Origin of the sequence: Erwinia sp. Leaf53 (assembly GCF_001422605.1) — a bacterium.
Lineage (GTDB): Bacteria > Pseudomonadota > Gammaproteobacteria > Enterobacterales > Enterobacteriaceae > Erwinia.
Map to the genome: position 1 here is coordinate 234,113 of NZ_LMLK01000023.1, position 19,497 is coordinate 253,609.

Consider the following 19,497-nt stretch of genomic DNA (forward strand, 5'->3'; position numbering starts at 1 on the left):
CATCTGCGCTCAAACATCAAACATCAAACATCAAACATCAAACATCAAACATCAAACATCAAACATCAAAACATTAATACGGGTCTTTTAGGTTTTTAAGGCAGCAACTCAATGACTGAAAAGGGAGGACGTTGGTGGACAGGTTAGCCGGGCGTACGGCGCAGGGATGCGCCGTCCGAGCCTCCACGGACGGATTCACGGCGACCCGGCGTTCTGCCACCAACGGCCGAACCCGGCATCAGAACCCAAAGCCATGCCCTTAAGCAGCAACGCGAATCTCAGTAAGCGTGACCGACGAAGGGCAGGTAGCCCGCCCTTAATCTGTCAACCAAGCAACGGCGTCTCGGCCATAAACGCCTCGGTATGATCCCAGTCAACCACCCCGGCATCAGAGCCTAACCCGGTTGCCACCAGCGCTGCCACCGCAGAAGCCACCCGACAGGCCGCCGCCGGCTCAAGACCTCGCACCAGCGCCGCGATAAACCCGCCGCAGTAACCGTCGCCGCAACCGGTAGTATCCTGCACCACCACCTGCCAGGCAGGAATACGCTGCCCCGGCTGCCCCGACTGGAACAACCACGAACCCCGCTCGCCGTCCTTAAAGATGCAGTTGCCCGCGCCCAAATCAAAGAAAAACGCCGCAATCGCCTCCGGATCGCTCAACCCGGAAATCGCGGCGGCCTCCTCCAGCGACGGCATAAACCAGTCCACGTACGGCAGCAGCGGCCTCAGCAGCGCCAGCGTATCCGGGCCGGGGGCGATCAGATCGAAACTGGTCACGATGCCGCGCGCTTTGGCCGCTGCCAGCAACAGCGCACTCTGGCCGCCGTCCATCGCCGCCAGCAAACCGCTGCCGCCGTGGTGCAGATAACGGCAGTCGAGCACTGCGTCAAACTGCGCCTTGCTGACGAACAGATCGTCAGACGCACCGCGATAGTGCAGCGCCGGGCGCTCGCCGTTGGGGCGGATCGGCAGAATGGTCGCCGAGGTTTCCCGCTGCGGGCTGAACTGCAGTAGCGACAGATCGATGCCCAGCCGGCGATAGCTGCTCTGAATCAGGTCACCTTTCTCATCGTCCCCCAGACAGGCCACCGCCGCGGTGCGGATGCCGAGCTTGGCGGCGTTGATATTCGCCCCGGCCGCGGTACCCGCCGGATTCAGGCGGATCTGCTCGATAAACGTCACGTTGCCGCCCTGCGGAATGGCCTGCACCGGCCGCCCGGCAATATCAAGAATGGTCAGCCCGACAAACACGGCATCAAATTTGGACATGGTTACGCTCCGGAAAAAATACCCGCCGCACTGGGCGGGCGTGAAATCAGACGTGCTGCTGGCGCACGCGCGCCTGCCAGAAGGAGACGGCCAGCGCCACCACCAGGATCACCCCGGTCAGCGCATCCTTCACCAGATAGTTTAGCCCCATCAGGTTCAGGCCGTTGTCGACCACCGCCAGAAACAGCACCCCGCCCAGCGTGCCGGCAATGCTGGCGCGGCCAAAGCGGTTAAATGCGGTGCCGATAAACACCGCGGCGATGGCGTCCATCAGATAAGCCTGCCCGGCCAGCGGTGTAAACTGGCGCAGGTTGGCGGAGAGGATCACCCCGCCCACCGCACACAGCGCCGAGGCGGCCACCAGCACCAGCAGCAGGGTACGCGCGTTGCGAATACCGGCAATCCGTGCCGCCTCGCTGTTCTGGCCGATGGCACGCACCCGCTTGCCGAACAGGGTGCGCTCGGTCAGCAGCCACACCGCCAGCCACAGCAGCAGCGCAATCACGATCGGCATCGGGATGCCCCACAGATTGCCTACCGCCAGGTCATGGTACTCCGTCGCCATCCGGCGGTAAGAGATCGCGCCGCCGCCGTCGGTATAGATACGTTCGACGCTGCTGGCGATAAACCAGGTGCCGAGGGTGGCGAGGAACGGCCTGATGCGGAAGACCAGGATCAGCAGGGCGTTAAAGCCACCGATCAGCGCACCGCCAAACAGGGCACAGAGCACCGCCGCCTGCCACGGCAGCCCCCAGGTTTTCAGCGCCACCAGCGCAAAGGCGGCACCAAAGTCCAGCGCCACGCCCACCGACAGGTCAATCGCGCCAGCGCTGACCACCAGCGTCATCGCCATCGCCACGATCAGCAGCACCGCGCTGCCCTGCAGCAGGTTGCCCCAGTTATCCAGCGTCAAAAACACCGGATTGGCCCAGCTGAACAGCACCACCGCCAGCAGCATCAGCAGACCAAAGCCGCCGCGTGACGCTAACGCCAGCAGGTTGTTGCGGTTGCCTGCCGCCGCACTATTTTGCAGGATCTGACTCACTGTGCGCTCCCCCGATTGAGCAAGGCTGGCGCGGCCAGCACCACCAGGATCAGCACGCCTTTAATCGCCCCCATCCAGAAAATATTGACGCCGAGCAGCCCAAGCCCGTTAGACAGCGCATTGACCAGCACCGCGCCGAGCAGCGCGCCCCAGATGGTCACCACCCGGCGACGGGAGAATGCCGCGCCGATAAAGGTCGCCAGCACCGTCTCCAGCAGCAGCGGCGTGGCGGTGCCGCTGGAGCTGCCGGAGCCCTGCGCCAGCAGCGGCAGCACCGCCAGCCCGGCGGCCACGCCGGCCAGCAGCCACACCCGCAGCGTCAGGCCACGCACCTTAAGGCCGGACATCCGTGCCATATCGGCATTGCCGCCTACCGCCTGAATATGCTGGCCAAAACGCGAATGGTGGACGATAAACTGAAACAGAATAAACACCGCCGCCAGCCACAGCAGCGGGTAAGGAATACCCAGCAGCGTATTGTCGCGGAAGGCGCTCATCAGCGGATCGCTGACGCTGATGCGGCGCTGGCCGGTCAGCAGATCGGTCAGCCCGGTAAAGGCTACCGAAGTAGAGAGGGTGGCCAGCAGCGGCGGCAGCCCGGCCACCAGCACCAGCAGCGCGTTCACCGCGCCGCAGGCCAGCGACAGCGCCACTACCGCCAGCAGCAGCAGCAGATACGGCGTGTGCCACTCCACCATGCCGAGGCTGAGCAGCGCCACGCCAAACACCGCGATGGCGGGTAGCGACAGGTCGATGCCGCCGGAGACCACATCGTCGCCGCCCACCGCCACCACGCACACCAGGCCAAAGCTTAAGATCGCCAGCGGCACGCTCTGCACCAGCATCAGGCTGATATTCTGCCAGCTGAGGAAGTACGGCGACTGCACGCTCAGCCAGACCAGCAGCGCGACAAACAGCAGCAGCGGAAATTTTTCCAGCAGAACCGTCAGGCGCGGCGCGCCCCGGCTGTGAATCAGATTACTCATAGTGCCTGTTCCTGCCCGCCGTTAATCGCTATCAGCAGAGCATCGAGAGTGAGCCCCTGCGTGGGAATATTCGCCACCAGCGCCCCGCGCCACATCACCAGAATGCGGTCGCACAGGCCGAGCAGTTCGCTGGCGTCGCTGGAGGAGACCAGCACCGAACGGCCCTGGTCGGCCAGCTGGCGGGTGCGCAGATAGATGTCGCTGCGTGCGCCAATGTCCACCCCCAGCGTCGGTTCATCAAGGATAAACAGCCGCGCGTCGGTGCCCAGCCAGCGGGCGAGGATCACCTTCTGCTGGTTGCCGCCGCTCATATGGCGCACCGGCAGCGCCGGTTTATTCGGGCGGATGCTCAGCCGTTCAAACCACTGTTCGGCGTTCTGCCGGGCGCGGCCGCGGTGTTCCCAGCCGAAGGTGGCGGTCTGCGGCAGCGTTGCCAGGTTGATGTTGTCGGTGGCGCTGAAGGGCAGGATCAGCCCCTGATGGCGGCGGTCGCGCGGCACTAACGCCATGCCGGCCTTGATCGCCTGCTGCGGCGAACGGATGCGCCGCACGCGGCCGTTGAGCACAATCTCACCCTGGCGCGCGCGCTTCAGGCCGTAGAGCGTGTCGACCAGCAGGTCGCGTCCGGCACCGAGCAACCCGGCCACGCCGACAATTTCGCCGGGCTGAATAGCGAAGCTGATGTTATCCAGCTGCTGGCCGTCAGAAAGGTTACGCACCTCCAGCACCGGCGACTGCACGGCGGCGGCGCGGGGCTGGCGTGGGGTGTAAAGCTGGGCGATATCGCGGCCGACCATCATGTTGATCACCGCATCGGTGTTCTGCAGCAGCTCACGGTCCGGGTAGCCGACCACCTCGCCGTTGCGCAGCACGGTGGCGTTGTGGCACAGCGAGGCGATCTCATTGAGATAGTGGGAGATATAGAGAATGGCGATGCCCTGCTGCTGCAGGCGCAGGATCGCCCCGGTCACCAGGCTGGCCTCGTGGGCTTCCAGCGGGGCGGTCGGTTCATCAAACACCACCAGCCTTGCCGCACCGTCGATCAGCGCGCGGGCGATCTGCACCAGCTTGCGTTCGGCCAGACTGAGATCGCGGATCAGGCGGTTGGCGTTAATCGGCAGCTGCCAGTTATCGCGGAAAAAGGCTTCAGTGGCGGCGATCATTGCCCGCCGGTTCAGCGCGCCCCACGGTCGGCGCAGCTCCTGGCCGAGGAACACCGACTCCGCCACGGTAAAGTGCGGGATCAGGTTCAGCTCCTGATGGATCACCCGGATACCGCGCGCCTCGATGGCGGCCGGGTCGCCCAGCGGCAGGCTCACGCCGTCCAGCGTGGCGCTGCCGCTGTCGGCCTGGTATACGCCGGCGAGGATCTTAATCAGGGTGGATTTCCCGGCGCCGTTCTCGCCGATCAGGCCATGAATTTCACCGGGGGCGATACGCAGCGTGACCGCCGTTAAGGCGGCCACGCCGGCAAAACGTTTACCGATCTGGTCCATCACCAGACCGGTAGCCGCTGCCGTAGTTTGCAGGTTGTCAGCGCTCACTACTTCAGCTCACCGTAACCCAGCTGTTTGTAGACGGCCTTCGCTTCCGCTTCACCCTTCACCGGCAGCACCGGGATAAAGGTTTGGGTTGGCAGCTTCTGGCCGGCGAAGTAGCGGGCCACGTTATCCGCCGAGGTCTGACCGATCAGGTGCGGCTGCTGGGCGACGTTGGCCACCAGCGGGCTGCCCGGCTCGGCCATGATCTCCAGCGTTTCCGGGCCGGCGTCGATGGCGGTCACCTTGACGTCTTTGTCACGGCCGGTCTCTTCCAGCGCCTGTACGATACCGATTGCCGGCTGGTCCCAGCAGGCCACGTGGATCGCGTCCAGCTTGCCTTTCGGATACTGGCTTAACAGCTCGAGGGTTTTCTTACGCGCGTCTTCCGGCGAGTTGGCAAACTGCTCGGCCAGTTCAGGCTGGATAATATGGATGCCCGGGTAGTCTTTCAGCACATACTTCCACTGATCGTAACGAATGCCGCAGATCCGCAGGGCATTGGAGAAGGCGTTAAATACCGCCACGTTGCCTTTACCGCCCAGTTCGTCCGCCATATAACGGCCGATGGTCGAACCCAGCGTATAGTTATCTGACGTGGTGTTATTCACGGAATATTCGGAGACGTGGTCAACGGTAAAGACCGGAATATTCGCCGCGCGCAGCGCTTTAAATTTCGGTTCAACGGCGCTGTCGCCGAGAATACTGATCACCGCATCGACTTTACGCGACAGCAGAATATCGTGGTTATTGGCGTGAACCTGGTTATCTCTGCCGCCGTCAACGCCGACCACCTTGCCGCCAAGCTTCTCCACCTCTTCCGTGGCGCCTTTATAGGCTTCACGATCCCAGAAATGCTGGGTGCCAACCACCGCAATACCGATGGTTTTACCCTGCAGGGACGGGGCGTCAGCGGCGTAAGTGGCGGCGGAGGCAAGCGATAATAATGCCACGGCAACCGGCAACAGTTTTACGTTGTGTTTCATTGTTATTATAACCCTGTGTAAGTAGTAAACTGGTGGACGGCTAGCATGACAATTCAGCCCGGCAACCCGAAATAACAAAAGCGTCTATCTTATAGCTGAAAATGTTATAAAGGAAAACAGCCGTCGAGGATATTCGACTTTCTTCATGTCGAAAGTGAAATTAATTCATATAAGCCATTTTACGCCTGCGCTATGATGGCGAATTGCCGTATTTTCCCTTTTTTGTGAGCCAGAGATGAAAGACGAACACCACCTTGCCGTGATGCACTGGGGCACCTACCGCGTCGCCACCGATAACGGAACCATTACCAGCGTCTCACCGGTTGAGTGGGATAAAAATCCGTCTCGCATCGGGCAGTCGCTGGCGGACGGCGTCACCAGTGAGGCCCGCGTGAAGCGCCCGTCGGTGCGCCTCGGCTATCTGCAGCACGGCCCGGCATCGCGCGAAGGGCGCGGCAAAGAACCCTTTGTTGAGGTGAGCTGGGAGGTGGCGCTGGACCTGGTGGCGCGGGAGATGCGATCGGTCAAGGCGCGTTGTGGCAACGAGGCGATCTTCGGCGGCTCCTACGGCTGGGCCAGCGCCGGCCGTTTTCACCACGCGCAGAGCCAGCTGCACCGCTTTCTGAAAGGCTTTGGCGGCTATACCGCCAGCACCAACACCTACAGCAGCGCGGCGGGCGAGCGCGTGCTGCCGCACATTCTCGGCCCGCTCAGCCCGCTGCACCGCCAGCATACCCACTGGTCGGAACTGGAGCGCGAGTGCCAGCTGTTCGTCGCCATCGGCGGCCTGCCGCTGCGCAACGCGCAGGTTAACGGCGGCGCGGCCAACGACCATATGCTGAAACACTGGCTGGATCGCCTGCAGCAGCGGGGCGTGCGCTTTATCAACATCAGCCCGGTGAAAAACGACCTCAGCGCGGTGCCGGACGCCAGGTGGCTGGCGATTAAGCCGGGCACCGATACCGCCCTGCTGCTGGCGCTGTGCCAGGTGCTGGTCAGTGAAGACCTTGTCGACCACGGCTTTATCGCCAGCCACACCGTCGGCTTTGCGCCGTTCCGCGCCTATCTGCTGGGCGAGAGCGATGGCGTGGTGAAAACGCCGCAGTGGGCGGCGGCGATTACCGGGCTGGACGCCGGTGACATTACCGCACTGGCGCGCACCATGGCCGCCAGCCGCACGATGATCAATATCTCCTGGTCGATCCAGCGCGCCCGGCAGGGGGAGCAGGCCTACTGGGCGACCGTGGCGCTGACCGCGCTGCTCGGCCAGATCGGCACCCCGGGCGGCGGGCTGGCCTTTGGCTACGCCTGCACCAACCTCGCCGGCGCGGCGCGCGCGGTGTTCTCCGGCCCGCGGCTGCCCGCCGGTAAAAATCAGGTTAACAGCGTAATCCCGGTGGCGCGGCTGTCCGATATGCTGCTTAACCCCGGCGGCGAGTATGCGTTTGACGGCCAGACGCTGCGCTATCCGGATATCCGCCTGGTCTACTGGGCGGGGGGCAACGCCTTCCATCACCATCAGGATCTGAACCGGCTGGTCGAGGCCTGGCGGCAGCCGGAAACGGTGGTGGTTAACGAGCAGTACTGGACGGCGCAGGCGCGCCACGCGGACATTATTCTGCCGGTGACCACTTCTCTGGAGCGCGAGGACATCGGCAGCGGCGGCCACGACGGCTTTATGATTGCCATGCGCCAGCTGATTGCACCGGTGGCGGAAGCGCGTGACGACTACGCGATCTTCTGCGGGCTGGCGGAGCGGCTCGGTTTCGGCGAACGGTTCAGCGAGGGGCGCAGCCCGGCGGCGTGGCTGCGCAAGCTGTATGATGATTCGCGGCCGCGCGCCCAGGAGGAGGGGATTACGCTGCCGCCGTTTGACGATTTCTGGCAGCAGGGAGTGCTGGAGTACGCGCCGCCGGCGAAGCCGCAGGTGTTTCTGGCGGAATTCCGCGCCGATCCGCAGCGCTATCCGCTCTCCACGCCGTCCGGAAAAATCGAGCTGTTCTCGGACACCGTGGCCGCTTTCGGCTACCGCGAGTGCCCGGGCCACGCCTGGTGGGATGACGAAGAGGCGCAGTATCAGCAGCAGCAGGCGCAGCAGTGGCCGCTGCACCTGCTCTCCAGCCAGCCGCGCACCCGCCTGCACAGCCAGTTCGACCACGGCAGCGTCAGCCGCGCCACCAAGATTCAGGGGCGCGAGCCGCTGTGGATGCACCCGGACGATGCCGCCGCCCGTGGTATTACGCACGGCAGCGTGGTGCGGGTATTTAATCAGCGCGGCGCAATCCTCGCCGGGGCGCAGGTCAGCGATCAGATCCTGCGCGGCGTGGTGCAGATCTCCACTGGTGCCTGGTACGATCCGCTGGACCCGAGCCAGCCCGGATCGCTCGACAAACACGGTAACCCTAACGTGCTGACCGAAGATCGCGGCAGCTCGCGGCTGGGGCAGGGCTGTAGCGCGCAGAGTTGCCGGGTGGAAATTGAAGCCTGGCGGGAGCCGCTGCCGCCGATCACCGTGTTTGACCAGCCGGCGTTTACGGCCTCTCCGCAAGACGTGGGCTGAACCTCCTTGCATCCCGCGCCGGGCTAACGGACTATGCCCGGCTGAATGCCTGAATGCCTGAATGCCTGAATGCCTGAATGCCTGAATGCCTGAATGCCTGAATGCCTGAATGCCTGAATGCCTGAATGCCTGAATGCTGAATGCCCTTAGTACCTGCAGTGCAGGAAGCGGCTGGCTTCTGCTCCCCCCAGCTGCCCTCTGCCTGCCCCGGCGGGCGAGGCTGCCAGCAGTCAGCCCGTGGCTTAGCGCTTCTTCGCATAATCATTTCCACACCCTTATAGCGTTTTCTCATTCCAAATCACGAAACGGTATATAAAACCGCTACTGCTTTTAGTGAGGTTATAAATAAACTGAACGTCTCCGGGCGCGAGCCAGTTCAGCTTATCAGGGTGTACCATGACGTTACCGACGCTTAAAACACGGCTCAGCGCCGCCGTACTGGCACTTTTCTTATCCGGTTCTGCCGCCGCGACCGAGCTGCTTAACAGCTCTTACGATGTGTCACGCGAGCTGTTTGCCGCGCTGAACACGCCGTTTGAAAAACAGTGGGCGGAGCAGCACCCTGGCGACACCCTGACCATCCGTCAGTCGCACGCCGGCTCTTCAAAGCAGGCGCTGGCGATTTTGCAGGGGCTGAAAGCCGACGTGGTCACCTATAACCAGGTGACCGACGTGCAGATCCTGCACGACAAAGGCCAGCTGATCCCGGCCGACTGGCAGCAGCGCCTGCCGAACGCCAGCTCGCCGTTCTATTCGACCATGGCGTTCCTGGTGCGCAAGGGCAACCCGAAAAACATTCACGACTGGAACGATCTGGTGCGTGATGACGTGAAGCTGATCTTCCCGAACCCGAAAACCTCCGGTAACGCCCGTTATACCTACCTGGCGGCCTGGGGCGCGGCGGATAAAGCCGACGGCAAAGATGCGGCAAAAACCCAACAGTTTATGACCCGCTTCCTGAAAAACGTGCAGGTGTTTGATACCGGCGGCCGTGGTGCCACCACCACCTTCGTGGAGCGCGGGCTGGGTGACGTGCTGATCAGCTTTGAGTCGGAAGTGAACAACATCCGTAACCAGTATGAGAAAGACGGTTACGAAGTGATCGTGCCGAAAACCAATATTCTGGCGGAATTCCCGGTGGCGTGGGTCGACAAAAATACTGAGGCCAACGGCACCACCGAGGCGGCGAAAGCCTACCTGAACTACCTCTACACCCCGGCGGCACAGCAGATTATCACCCAGTACTATTACCGCGTGAACAACCCGCAGCTGATGGCCGAGCAGAAAGCCCGTTTCCCGCAGACCGACCTGTTCCGGGTTGAAGACGCGTTCGGCAGCTGGGAGCAGGTGATGAAAACCCACTTCGTCAGCGGTGGCGAGCTGGACAAGCTGCTGGCGGCGGGGCGTTAATTGATGTTTGCAAACACGAGTAAGCGCGTGCTGCCCGGCTTTGGACTGAGCCTCGGCAGCAGCCTGTTTTTCACCTGCCTGATCCTGCTGCTGCCGATCAGCGCGCTGCTGATGCAGCTGTCGCAGATGACGCTGGCGCAGTACTGGGAGGTAGTCACCAACCCGCAGGTGGTGGCCGCCTATGAGGTAACGCTGCTGGCGGCGGGCGTGGCCTCAATCTTCAACGCGCTGTTTGGCATGCTGATGGCGTGGATCCTCACCCGCTACCGTTTCCCTGGCCGCGCGCTGCTGGATGGCCTGATGGACCTGCCGTTTGCGCTGCCGACCGCGGTGGCCGGCCTGACGCTGTCGGGCATCTTCGCCGTGAACGGCTGGTACGGTGAGTGGCTGGCGCAGTTTGGTATTAAGGTTTCTTACACCTGGCTGGGCATCGCGGTGGCGATGGCCTTTACCAGCATTCCCTTTGTGGTGCGTACCGTTCAGCCGGTGCTGGAAGAGCTGGGGCCGGAGTATGAAGAGGCGGCTGAAACCCTCGGTGCCAGCCCGTGGCAGAGCTTCCGCCGCGTGGTGTTGCCTGAAGTGGCACCCGCGCTGCTGGCCGGCACCGCCTTATCCTTTACCCGCAGCCTCGGCGAGTTTGGCGCGGTGATTTTTATCGCTGGCAATATCGCCTGGAAAACCGAAGTCACCTCGCTGATGATTTTCGTACGTCTGCAGGAGTTTGACTACCCGGCGGCCAGCGCCATCGCCTCGGTGATCCTTGCCGCGTCGCTGCTGCTGCTGTTCGCGATTAACACCCTGCAGAGCCGCTTTGGCCGCCGTATCGGAGGTCACTGATGGCAGAGGTAACCGATTTGAAACAGGCCGGACGCGCCCCGCTGCCGTGGGGCAAATGGATCCTGATTGGCCTGGGCATGCTGATCTCTATTTTCCTGCTGGTGGTGCCGCTGGTAGCGATCTTCGCCGCCGCCTTTTCTGAAGGGCTGCTGGCGACGTTCAGCAACCTGCAGGACAGCGACATGCTGCACTCGATCTGGCTGACGGTGCTGATTGCGCTGGTGGCCGTGCCGGTTAACCTGGTATTCGGTACGCTGCTGGCCTGGCTGGTGACGCGTTTCACCTTCCCTGGTCGCCAGCTGCTGTTAACGCTGTTTGATATTCCGTTTGCCGTGTCGCCGGTGGTGGCCGGGCTGATGTACCTGTTGTTCTGGGGCGTTAATGGTCCGGCAGGCGGCTGGCTGGATGCGCACAATATCCAGCTGATGTTCTCCTGGCAGGGGATGGCGCTGGTCACCATTTTCGTCACCTGTCCGTTCGTGGTGCGTGAGCTGGTGCCGGTGATGCTCAGCCAGGGCAGTCACGAAGATGAAGCGGCGGTGCTGCTGGGCGCGTCCGGCTGGAAGATGTTCTGGCGCGTGACCCTGCCGAACATCCGCTGGGCGCTCCTGTACGGCGTGGTGCTGACCAACGCCCGCGCCATCGGCGAGTTTGGTGCGGTGTCGGTGGTATCCGGATCGGTGCGCGGGGAAACTTACACGCTGCCGTTACAGGTTGAATTACTGCATCAGGATTACAACACCGTCGGCGCGTTTACCGCCGCGGCGCTGTTGACCCTGATGGCGATAGTGACGCTGTTTTTAAAGAGCGCGGTGCAGTGGCGATTAGAGAGCCAGCAAAAGCGTTTGCAACAGGAGGGGAATCATGAGCATTGAGATTGGTAGCATCAACAAATCCTTCGGCAAGACGAAAGTCCTGAACGATATTTCGCTGGATATCCCTTCCGGCCAGATGGTGGCGCTGCTCGGGCCGTCCGGCTCCGGCAAGACCACGCTGCTGCGCATTATCGCCGGGCTGGAGAACCAGAACAGCGGTCGCCTGAGCTTCCACGGTAAGGACGTCAGCCGGGTACACGCCCGCGACCGTCAGGTGGGGTTTGTGTTCCAGCACTATGCGCTGTTCCGCCATATGACGGTGTTCGACAACATCGCCTTTGGTCTGACCGTGCTGCCGCGCCGCGAACGCCCGTCGACGGCTGAGATTAAGCAGAAGGTGACCCGCCTGCTGGAGATGGTTCAGCTGGCTCATCTGGCAAACCGCTTTCCGTCACAGCTCTCCGGCGGCCAGAAGCAGCGTGTGGCGCTGGCCCGTGCGCTGGCGGTGGAGCCGCAGATCCTGCTGCTGGATGAGCCGTTCGGCGCGCTGGATGCCCAGGTGCGTAAAGAGCTGCGCCGCTGGCTGCGTCAGCTGCACGAAGAGCTGAAGTTCACCAGCGTGTTCGTCACTCACGATCAGGAAGAGGCGATGGAAGTGGCCGATCGGGTGGTGGTGATGAGCCAGGGCAACATTGAACAGGTCGGCACGCCGGAAGAGGTGTGGCGCGACCCGGCGACCCGTTTTGTGCTGGAGTTCCTTGGCGAAGTAAACCGTTTTGACGGCGAAGTGCACGGTTCTCATTTCCACGTAGGTGCGCACCACTGGCCGCTGGGCTACACGCCGGCGCACCAGGGGGCGGTGGAGCTGTTTCTGCGTCCGTGGGAAATCAGCGTCAGCCGTCAGAGCAGCCTGGAGTCACCGCTGCCGGTGAAGGTGCTGGAGATCAGCCCGCGCGGCCACTACTGGCAGCTGGTGGTGCAGCCGGACGGCTGGAGCAGCGAACCGATCACCGTGGTGCTGGAGGGAGAGCAGACCTCGCCGCTGCGCGGCGAGCGCCTGTTTGTTGGCCTGGCGCAGGCGCGTCTCTATCAGGGTGATACCGCGCTGCGCGCGGTTGCCTTCGCGCAAAGCGCCTGATATTTTGATGGGCTTATAAACAGGGGCTGGATAATTCCAGCCCCTGTTGTTTTCGGCGTACGGGATGCGACTGTGACCACACTTGAACAAACTATCGGCAATACGCCGCTGATCCGCCTGCAGCGGCTTGGGCCTGACAACGGCAGTGAGATCTGGCTGAAGCTGGAAGGCAACAACCCGGCGGGATCGGTGAAAGATCGCGCGGCGCTGTCGATGATCCAGCAGGCCGAAGCCCGCGATGAGATCCGTCCGGGTGACGTGCTGATTGAGGCCACCAGCGGCAACACCGGCATAGCGCTGGCGATGATCGCCGCCATGAAAGGCTACGCGCTCAAGCTGCTGATGCCGGACAACATGAGCGTTGAGCGGCAGGCGGCGATGCGCGCCTACGGTGCGGAGCTAATCCTGGTCAGCCGTGAACAGGGAATGGAAGGGGCGCGTGACCTGGCGCTGGAGATGGCAGCGCGCGGCGAGGGTAAGGTGCTGGATCAGTTTAATAACCCGGATAACCCGCTTGGCCACTATCTGACCACCGGGCCGGAAATCTGGCAGCAGACCGCCGGGCGCATCAGCCATTTTGTCTCCAGCATGGGCACCACCGGCACCATCAGCGGCGTTGGCCGTTTCCTGAAAGAGCAAAGCCCCGAGGTGCAGGTGGTTGGCCTGCAGCCTGCCGAAGGCAGCAGCATTCCCGGCATCCGTCGCTGGCCGGCCGCCTACCTGCCGGGGATCTACCGTCCGGAGCTGGTTGACCGCGTGCTGGATATGTCGCAGCAGGAGGCAGAACAGACCATGCGGCAACTGGCGCGTCAGGAAGGGGTATTCTGCGGCGTCAGCTCCGGCGGTGCGGTGGCCGGCGCGCTGCGTATCGCGGCTGAACAGCCGGGCAGCGTGGTGGTTGCGATTATCTGCGATCGCGGCGATCGCTATCTCTCAACCGGCGTCTACTGAGCCGCAAGCGGTTTATTTCTCGCTGAGCGTGGAATTATTTGTGCCGGTGTGGCTCAAACGGGGATAACACCGGCCCCCGATCCTGTGCTAACTGTAAGGATTGGGTAAAAGCGGCTGCGTCTTCACCCTTGCCAGGTGAAAATAGCGGCGATACCACTGAGAGATCCCGTATGAAAATTTTACTGGTCGATGACGACCTTGAACTGGGCACCATGCTCAGCCAGTACCTGATTGCCGAAGGTTTTGACGCCCAGCTGGTGCTGACCGGCAAAGCCGGCGTCGCGGGCGCGCTGTCCGGCGACTTTAACGCCATGATCCTCGACATCATGCTGCCGGATATGAGCGGCATCGACGTGCTGCGCCAGGTGCGTCAGAACAGCCGCCTGCCGGTGATTATGCTGACCGCCAAAGGTGACAACATTGACCGGGTGATCGGCCTGGAGATGGGCGCGGATGACTACGTTCCAAAGCCCTGCTATCCGCGTGAACTGGTCGCCCGCCTGCGCGCGGTGCTGCGCCGGGTGGAAGAGCAACCGGCGGTGGTGGAGAACAAAGACGTCATCGGCTGGGGCGATCTGACCCTCAATCCGGCTACCCGCACCAGCGAGTGGAAAAATGTTCCGTTCGACCTGACCGCCTCCGAATTCAACCTGCTGGACCTGCTGCTGCGTTCGCCGGATCGGGTGGTGTCGAAGGATGAGCTGTCGGAAAAAGGGCTGGGACGGCCGCGCGAAGCCTACGATCGCAGCGTTGACGTGCATATCAGCAATATCCGTCAGAAACTGTCGGCCCTGACCCGGGAGACGGTCAATATCGAAACGGTGCGCAGTATCGGCTACCGTATCCGATGAAGTCTCGCTTTCGCGGCATTCTGTTCTGGAAAATTCTGCTCGGCTTCTGGTTAACCTTTATCGGCATCAGCCAGATTATGTGGCTGAGCTTTAACTTTTACGGCAACAAACACCACGAGCCGCCGGAGATGCAGGCCGCCCGGCGCATCGCCGAGCTGCAGATGGCCTCTGCGGCCTCGGTGCTGCAGTACGGCGGCCTGAACGCGCTGCAGGGGACCATCGCCGGCTGGACCCAGGACGAGCGCCGCTTCTTCTCGGTGCAGCCGCTGGGCAGCATATCGCCCGATCCGTCCGCCAGCGCAGGGGCGTCGGCGTCTGCCATCCAGCGATCGCCTGCCGCCGGGGCCGCTTCTCCGCCACTCTTAACCACCGGTGAAGGTTCGCCACGCCGCGATCCGCAATCGACAGCGGCGGAGGACGCCGCAGAGCCCAGCGGCGCGCCGCCGGGTGAGTTTCCTGCCCGACTGACGGAGCGTGTCACTGATGCGCAGGGCCAGCAGTGGCAGCTGAGCTATGACGTTGCCAGCCTGCGTGAGGATGAGCGTCAGGAGCGGCGGCACGGCGACATTCTCAATATGCCGCTGCCGCTGTTTATCGCCGGCGGCGGCTGCGGCCTGCTGTTCAGCCTGCTGCTGGCGTGGAACCTGACCCGGCCGATGCGTCAGCTGAGCGAAGGTTTTGCGCGCATCTCGAAAGGCGATCTTTCGGTGCGGCTTTTTCCGGCCATGCGCCGTCGCCACGATGAGCTGTCGGTGGTGGCCGCCGACTTCGACGCAATGGTGGAACGCCTGTCGGTGCTGGTCAGCGCCCGCGAAGAGCTGCTGCACGACGTCTCCCACGAACTGCGCTCGCCGCTGGCCCGTCTGCAGCTGGCCACCGGCCTGGCGCGTCAGACCCCGGCCTCGGTGGAGGCCTCGCTGGACCGCATCGATGAAGAGGCGCGGCGGCTGGATAAAATGATCGGCGAACTGCTGTCGCTGTCGCGCGCCGAACACCAGAAGCTGCCTGATGAGCAGTATTTCGACCTGCTGGGGCTGCTGGAGGCGGTGGCCAACGACGCCCGCTACGAGGCGCAGATCCCGGGCGTGGAGGTGCTGCTGCACGCCGATCAGCAGCAGGATTACACGGTGAAGGGCGATGCCAATCTGATCCGCTCGGCGGTGGAAAACGTGGTACGCAACGCGCTGCGTTTCTCGCTGCAGGGGCAGCAGGTCACTATCGACCTGCGGCGCGATCATCACTGGCTGAGTATTACCGTGCGCGACCGCGGGCCGGGCGTTGACGCCGAAAAGCTTTCCAGTATTTTTGATCCCTTTGTGCGCGTTAATTCACCACTTTCAGGCAAAGGCTATGGCCTCGGGTTATCGATCGTGCGTAAAGTGGTGCTGGCACATCAGGGTGAAGTGAAGGCCGTTAACGCCCGTGATGGTGGGCTGGAGCTCACCATACGTTTGCCACACTGGGTTATTTGAGGGCCGGATCGCCCGTTTTTAATTTTTACCTGGAGGGGGAGCGCGATGAGCACTCGGGTCATCAGTGCAAGGCAGCAGGAAGTACAGCGCATTATCGATGCGCTTTCACGGGCGATTGCCGAACAGCGCATTGCGCCCGGAACGCGGCTGGTCGAGGCGCAGATTGTTGACGCGCTGGCGGCTAACCGCAATCACGTTCAGGCTGCGCTGCAGCGGCTGGCCTTACAGCACGTGGTGACGATTTCCCCCAACCGCGGCGCGCGGGTGGCAAAGCCCGGCGCGCGTGAGGCGCGGGAAGTGTTCAGCGCGCGGCATGCGCTTGAGCGCGCGCTGTTGGCGGAGATCACCGTTGAAAAAATGCAGCGTCACCAGGCGGCGATCGACAGACATATGCAGGCTGAACAACAGGCGATTGCCAGCGGCGATCGCCGTGAGGTGGTCAGGCTGCTGAGTGCATTTCATCTGCTACTGGCCCGTATAGCAGATAACCGGGTGCTGGATGAGATGCTGACCAGCCTGATGGTGCGCAGCGCGCTAATCGTCTCGCTCTATCAGCGTAACGCCTCACCCTGCTGTCAGTCGGATGAGCACGCCGCGATTATCAGCGCGCTCAGGGCAGGGGAGCAGGAGCAGGCTCAGGTGCTGCTGCATAGCCACCTGGCGTTGCTGGAGGATCTGCTGCGGGTGACCGACAGCGACGCTGTCCCCGATAACCTGCGTGAAGCGCTCTCATTTGAGCCATAAAAAAAGCCCTCTGACCGGCTGGCCAGAGGGCTTTCTGTGACGCATCAGATTACTTTTTGATGCGGATAACCGGCGTTTCACCTACGGTGACGCTACCCGTCAGTTTGACCAGCTCTTTGATCTCATCCATGTTAGAGATCACGACAGGCGTCAGGGTAGATTTCGCTTTCTCTTCCAGAAGTGCCAGATCGAATTCGATGACTACGTCACCTTTCTTCACTTTCTGACCTTCTTCAGCGATGCGCTTAAAGCCTTCGCCCTTCAGCTCAACCGTGTCGATACCAAAGTGGACAAACAGCTCAATGCCGCTGTCAGACTCGATGGAAAACGCATGATTGGTTTCGAAAATTTTACCGATGGTGCCATCAACCGGCGCAACCATTTTATTGCCAGATGGTTTGATAGCGATGCCGTCGCCAACAATCTTCTCCGCAAACACCACGTCCGGTACGTCTTCGATGTTGACGATTTCACCAGACAGCGGCGCTACGATCTCAATGGCACCAGATGCGGAATCCGACTTATCGCCAAAAAGTTTTGAAAACAAACCCATGTTTTTCTCCTAAGCAGTCATATTGGGCCAGCGTCTCCGGGCCTTAGCAGAGTGTTTTTTCTTCAATGAACTTGTTAACCAGCTGCATCAGCTCATCCGCGGTCGGTTGAGCCAGCGCCTGCTCTGCTAATGCCTTAGCATCTTCGAAATTCGTATTACGAATAATTTTCTTGATGCCTGGGATAGAAATGGCACTCATGCTGAACTCATCCAGCCCCATTCCCAATAACAGTAGTGTAGCACGTTCATCGCCTGCCAGCTCACCACACATGCCGGTCCATTTACCTTCCGCATGCGAAGCATCAATAACCTGCTTAATCAGCGTCAGTACGGATGGTGACATTGGGTTGTAGAGATGGGAGATCAGATCGTTACCGCGATCCACTGCCAGAGTATACTGCGTCAGGTCGTTTGTCCCAATACTAAAGAAATCAACTTCCTTAGCCAGGTGATGGGCGATCACGGCTGAAGCAGGTGTTTCGACCATGATGCCGACTTCAATGCTCTCGTCGAAGGCTTTGCCTTCCGCACGCAGTTGCACTTTCAGCTGTTCCAGCTCTGCTTTCAGGAAACGCACTTCCTCAACGGAAATCACCATCGGGAACATGATACGCAGCTTGCCAAAGGCGCTGGCGCGCAGGATGGCGCGCAGCTGCGCATGCAGAATTTCGGTACGATCCATCGCGATACGGATGGCGCGCCAGCCGAGGAACGGGTTGTCCTCTTTCGGCAGGTTCATGTACGGCAGGTCTTTGTCGCCGCCAATATCCATGGTACGCACGATCACCGCCTGCGCACCCACGGCTTCAGCCACGGCTTTGTACGCCTGGAACTGCTCGTCTTCGGTTGGCAGGGCGTCGCGGTCCATAAACAGGAACTCGGTACGGTACAGGCCCACGCCTTCTGCGCCATTACGCTCTGCGCCGGCGACGTCGCGCACGGTGCCAATGTTAGCGCACACTTCTACCTGATGGCCGTCCAGCGTAATGGCCGGCAGGTCTTTCAGTTTGGCCAGCTCGTTCTTTTCAGACAAATACTGATTGGCAACCGCTTTCAGTTCGTCGATTTTCTCGCTGGTCGGGTTAACGTAAACTTCGTTGTTTACGCCATCCAGAATGATGTAGTCACCGTTGTTGATCACGCTGGTCACGTTGCCGGTACCGACGATTGCCGGCAGCTCGAGAGAGCGAGCCATGATCGAGGTGTGCGACGTACGGCCACCGATGTCGGTGATAAAGCCCAGCACCTTGTTCAGGTTCAGCTGTGCGGTTTCTGACGGGGTCAGATCGTGGGCAATCAGCAGGACTTCTTCCTGAATCGCGCTGAGGTCAACAATGTGCAGGCCGAGAATGTTCTGCAGCAGACGTTTACCGATATCACGCACGTCCGCCGCGCGCTCCTTCAGGTATTCATCGTCCAGCTCTTCCAGCGCTTTCGCCTGGCCATCAATAACAGAAAAGGCAGCCGCATCGGCAGAGGCGTGATCGTCTTTGATCAGGGCAATGATTTCCTGCTCAAGTTCTTCATCTTCCAGCAGCATGATGTGCCCTTCGAAGATGGCCGCTTTCTCTTCGCCTAAGGTTTCCCCGGCTTTAATGCGGATCGCTTCCAGCTGCACGGCAGCCTTGCCACGACCGTCAAGAAAACGCTGAACTTCCTGCTCAACCTGGTCAGCAGAAATCTTTTTCCGGTTAATAACAATCTCATCTTCTTTCAGCAAAAGCGCTTTGCCGAAAGCGATACCCGGTGATGCTAAAATGCCTGAAATCATAACCTTACCTATTCTGTCTTAGATTATCACCGGCGCTGTGCGCAGGATGACTGCATCAGTTTATCCAGTCAGCGTACTGGCCTGAGCGCCGTTTTATTAGGTATCCGCGTCAGAGTACGCAAATAACATCGCGGACAGGCTGTCCGCGATCAAGAAAACTGCACTCTGCGCCACAACGCTGCGGCTCACGAGCTGAAAGCGGTCTGATTACTCGAGCTCTGCCATCAGTTTAACCAGGTGCTCAACGGCTTTCTGCTCGTCTTCGCCTTCAGCAGACAGGGTCACCACGGTGCCCTGAGTCAGACCCAGGGTCTGCAGCTTGAACAGGCTTTTCGCGCTGGCGGATTTGCCGTTAGAGGTCACGGTGATTTCAGACGCAAAGGCTTTCGCTTCTTTAACGAACTGAGCAGCAGGGCGGGTGTGCAGGCCGTTTGGTGCGGTAATGGTCACTTCTTGCTGGAACATGGTGTTTCCCCAACTAATTAGGTTTGGTGTTGTAAGTCCAAAGCTCCGGGTTAACGAGGCTCTGGCCTGTATGGGTGAGCGTCCGGCAATAACGTTGCAAAAA

The 19,497-nt window shown here is 61.2% G+C and carries 17 protein-coding genes; 9 read left to right on the forward strand and 8 right to left on the reverse strand.

What is annotated here, in order from left to right; translation table 11 throughout:
• Positions 1–324: 324 nt before the first annotated feature.
• The 5 genes from ASF13_RS17265 to ASF13_RS17285 all read right to left on the reverse strand — a co-directional run bounded on the left by ASF13_RS17265 (position 325) and on the right by ASF13_RS17285 (position 5,827).
• A complete protein-coding gene (locus ASF13_RS17265) occupies positions 325–1,272 on the reverse strand; it encodes a carbohydrate kinase family protein (protein ID WP_056239099.1) in 948 nt (315 codons plus the stop codon).
• A gap of 46 nt (positions 1,273–1,318) precedes the next feature.
• A complete protein-coding gene (locus ASF13_RS17270; RefSeq protein ID WP_101505281.1) occupies positions 1,319–2,230 on the reverse strand; it encodes an ABC transporter permease in 912 nt (303 codons plus the stop codon).
• Between the two features lie 83 nt (positions 2,231–2,313).
• Complete coding sequence (locus tag ASF13_RS17275) at positions 2,314–3,303, reverse strand: ABC transporter permease (RefSeq protein ID WP_056239105.1); 990 nt, start codon at positions 3,301–3,303, stop codon at positions 2,314–2,316.
• Positions 3,300–4,799, reverse strand: coding sequence for a sugar ABC transporter ATP-binding protein (locus ASF13_RS17280; RefSeq protein ID WP_056239722.1), 1,500 nt, complete (start codon positions 4,797–4,799; stop codon positions 3,300–3,302). Before ASF13_RS17280 ends, ASF13_RS17275 begins: the two co-directional genes overlap by 4 nt.
• 47 nt (positions 4,800–4,846) lie before the next feature.
• Entirely contained in the window at positions 4,847–5,827 is a 981-nt protein-coding gene (locus tag ASF13_RS17285) for a sugar ABC transporter substrate-binding protein (RefSeq protein WP_056239107.1), read from the reverse strand.
• 235 nt (positions 5,828–6,062) lie between these two features.
• On the opposite strand from ASF13_RS17285, the gene ASF13_RS17290 reads away from it, so the two are divergent.
• From ASF13_RS17290 to ASF13_RS17330, 9 genes are all read left to right on the forward strand, one after another.
• On the forward strand, positions 6,063–8,387 hold the full coding sequence (locus tag ASF13_RS17290; protein WP_056239109.1) for a molybdopterin-dependent oxidoreductase: 2,325 nt from the start codon (positions 6,063–6,065) through the stop codon (positions 8,385–8,387).
• A 396-nt stretch (positions 8,388–8,783) separates the two neighbouring features.
• Positions 8,784–9,797, forward strand: a complete 1,014-nt coding sequence (locus tag ASF13_RS17295; RefSeq protein ID WP_056239111.1) for a sulfate ABC transporter substrate-binding protein — start codon at positions 8,784–8,786, stop codon at positions 9,795–9,797.
• A gap of 3 nt (positions 9,798–9,800) precedes the next feature.
• Complete coding sequence (gene cysT, locus ASF13_RS17300; protein ID WP_056239726.1) at positions 9,801–10,634, forward strand: sulfate/thiosulfate ABC transporter permease CysT; 834 nt, start codon at positions 9,801–9,803, stop codon at positions 10,632–10,634.
• Complete coding sequence (gene cysW, locus ASF13_RS17305; protein WP_056239114.1) at positions 10,634–11,509, forward strand: sulfate/thiosulfate ABC transporter permease CysW; 876 nt, start codon at positions 10,634–10,636, stop codon at positions 11,507–11,509. The genes cysT and cysW overlap by 1 nt, the downstream gene beginning before the upstream one ends.
• Entirely contained in the window at positions 11,499–12,587 is a 1,089-nt protein-coding gene (gene cysA / locus ASF13_RS17310; protein ID WP_056239116.1) for a sulfate/thiosulfate ABC transporter ATP-binding protein CysA, read from the forward strand. Before cysW ends, cysA begins: the two co-directional genes overlap by 11 nt.
• 72 nt (positions 12,588–12,659) lie before the next feature.
• Positions 12,660–13,538, forward strand: a complete 879-nt coding sequence (cysM, locus tag ASF13_RS17315) for a cysteine synthase CysM (RefSeq protein ID WP_056239119.1) — start codon at positions 12,660–12,662, stop codon at positions 13,536–13,538.
• A 170-nt stretch (positions 13,539–13,708) separates the two neighbouring features.
• Positions 13,709–14,389 (forward strand): response regulator transcription factor, encoded by a 681-nt coding sequence (locus tag ASF13_RS17320; protein ID WP_056239123.1) that lies wholly within the window; start codon positions 13,709–13,711, stop codon positions 14,387–14,389.
• Positions 14,386–15,861, forward strand: coding sequence for an ATP-binding protein (locus ASF13_RS17325; RefSeq protein ID WP_056239126.1), 1,476 nt, complete (start codon positions 14,386–14,388; stop codon positions 15,859–15,861). The genes ASF13_RS17320 and ASF13_RS17325 overlap by 4 nt, the downstream gene beginning before the upstream one ends.
• A gap of 45 nt (positions 15,862–15,906) precedes the next feature.
• The gene (locus ASF13_RS17330) at positions 15,907–16,605 is read left to right on the forward strand and encodes a GntR family transcriptional regulator (protein ID WP_056239129.1); all 699 of its coding nucleotides are present in this window, start codon (positions 15,907–15,909) and stop codon (positions 16,603–16,605) included.
• Positions 16,606–16,654: 49 nt separating this feature from the next.
• Here ASF13_RS17330 and crr read toward each other — a convergent pair whose 3' ends face one another.
• The 3 genes from crr to ptsH all read right to left on the reverse strand — a co-directional run bounded on the left by crr (position 16,655) and on the right by ptsH (position 19,394).
• Positions 16,655–17,158 (reverse strand): PTS glucose transporter subunit IIA, encoded by a 504-nt coding sequence (gene crr / locus ASF13_RS17335; protein ID WP_056239132.1) that lies wholly within the window; start codon positions 17,156–17,158, stop codon positions 16,655–16,657.
• Positions 17,159–17,201: 43 nt separating this feature from the next.
• Positions 17,202–18,929, reverse strand: a complete 1,728-nt coding sequence (gene ptsI / locus ASF13_RS17340; RefSeq protein ID WP_056239136.1) for a phosphoenolpyruvate-protein phosphotransferase PtsI — start codon at positions 18,927–18,929, stop codon at positions 17,202–17,204.
• A gap of 207 nt (positions 18,930–19,136) precedes the next feature.
• Positions 19,137–19,394: a phosphocarrier protein Hpr gene (gene ptsH / locus ASF13_RS17345; protein ID WP_034916267.1), complete on the reverse strand. Its 258-nt coding sequence runs from the start codon at positions 19,392–19,394 to the stop codon at positions 19,137–19,139.
• Between the last annotated feature and the right edge of the window lie 103 nt (positions 19,395–19,497).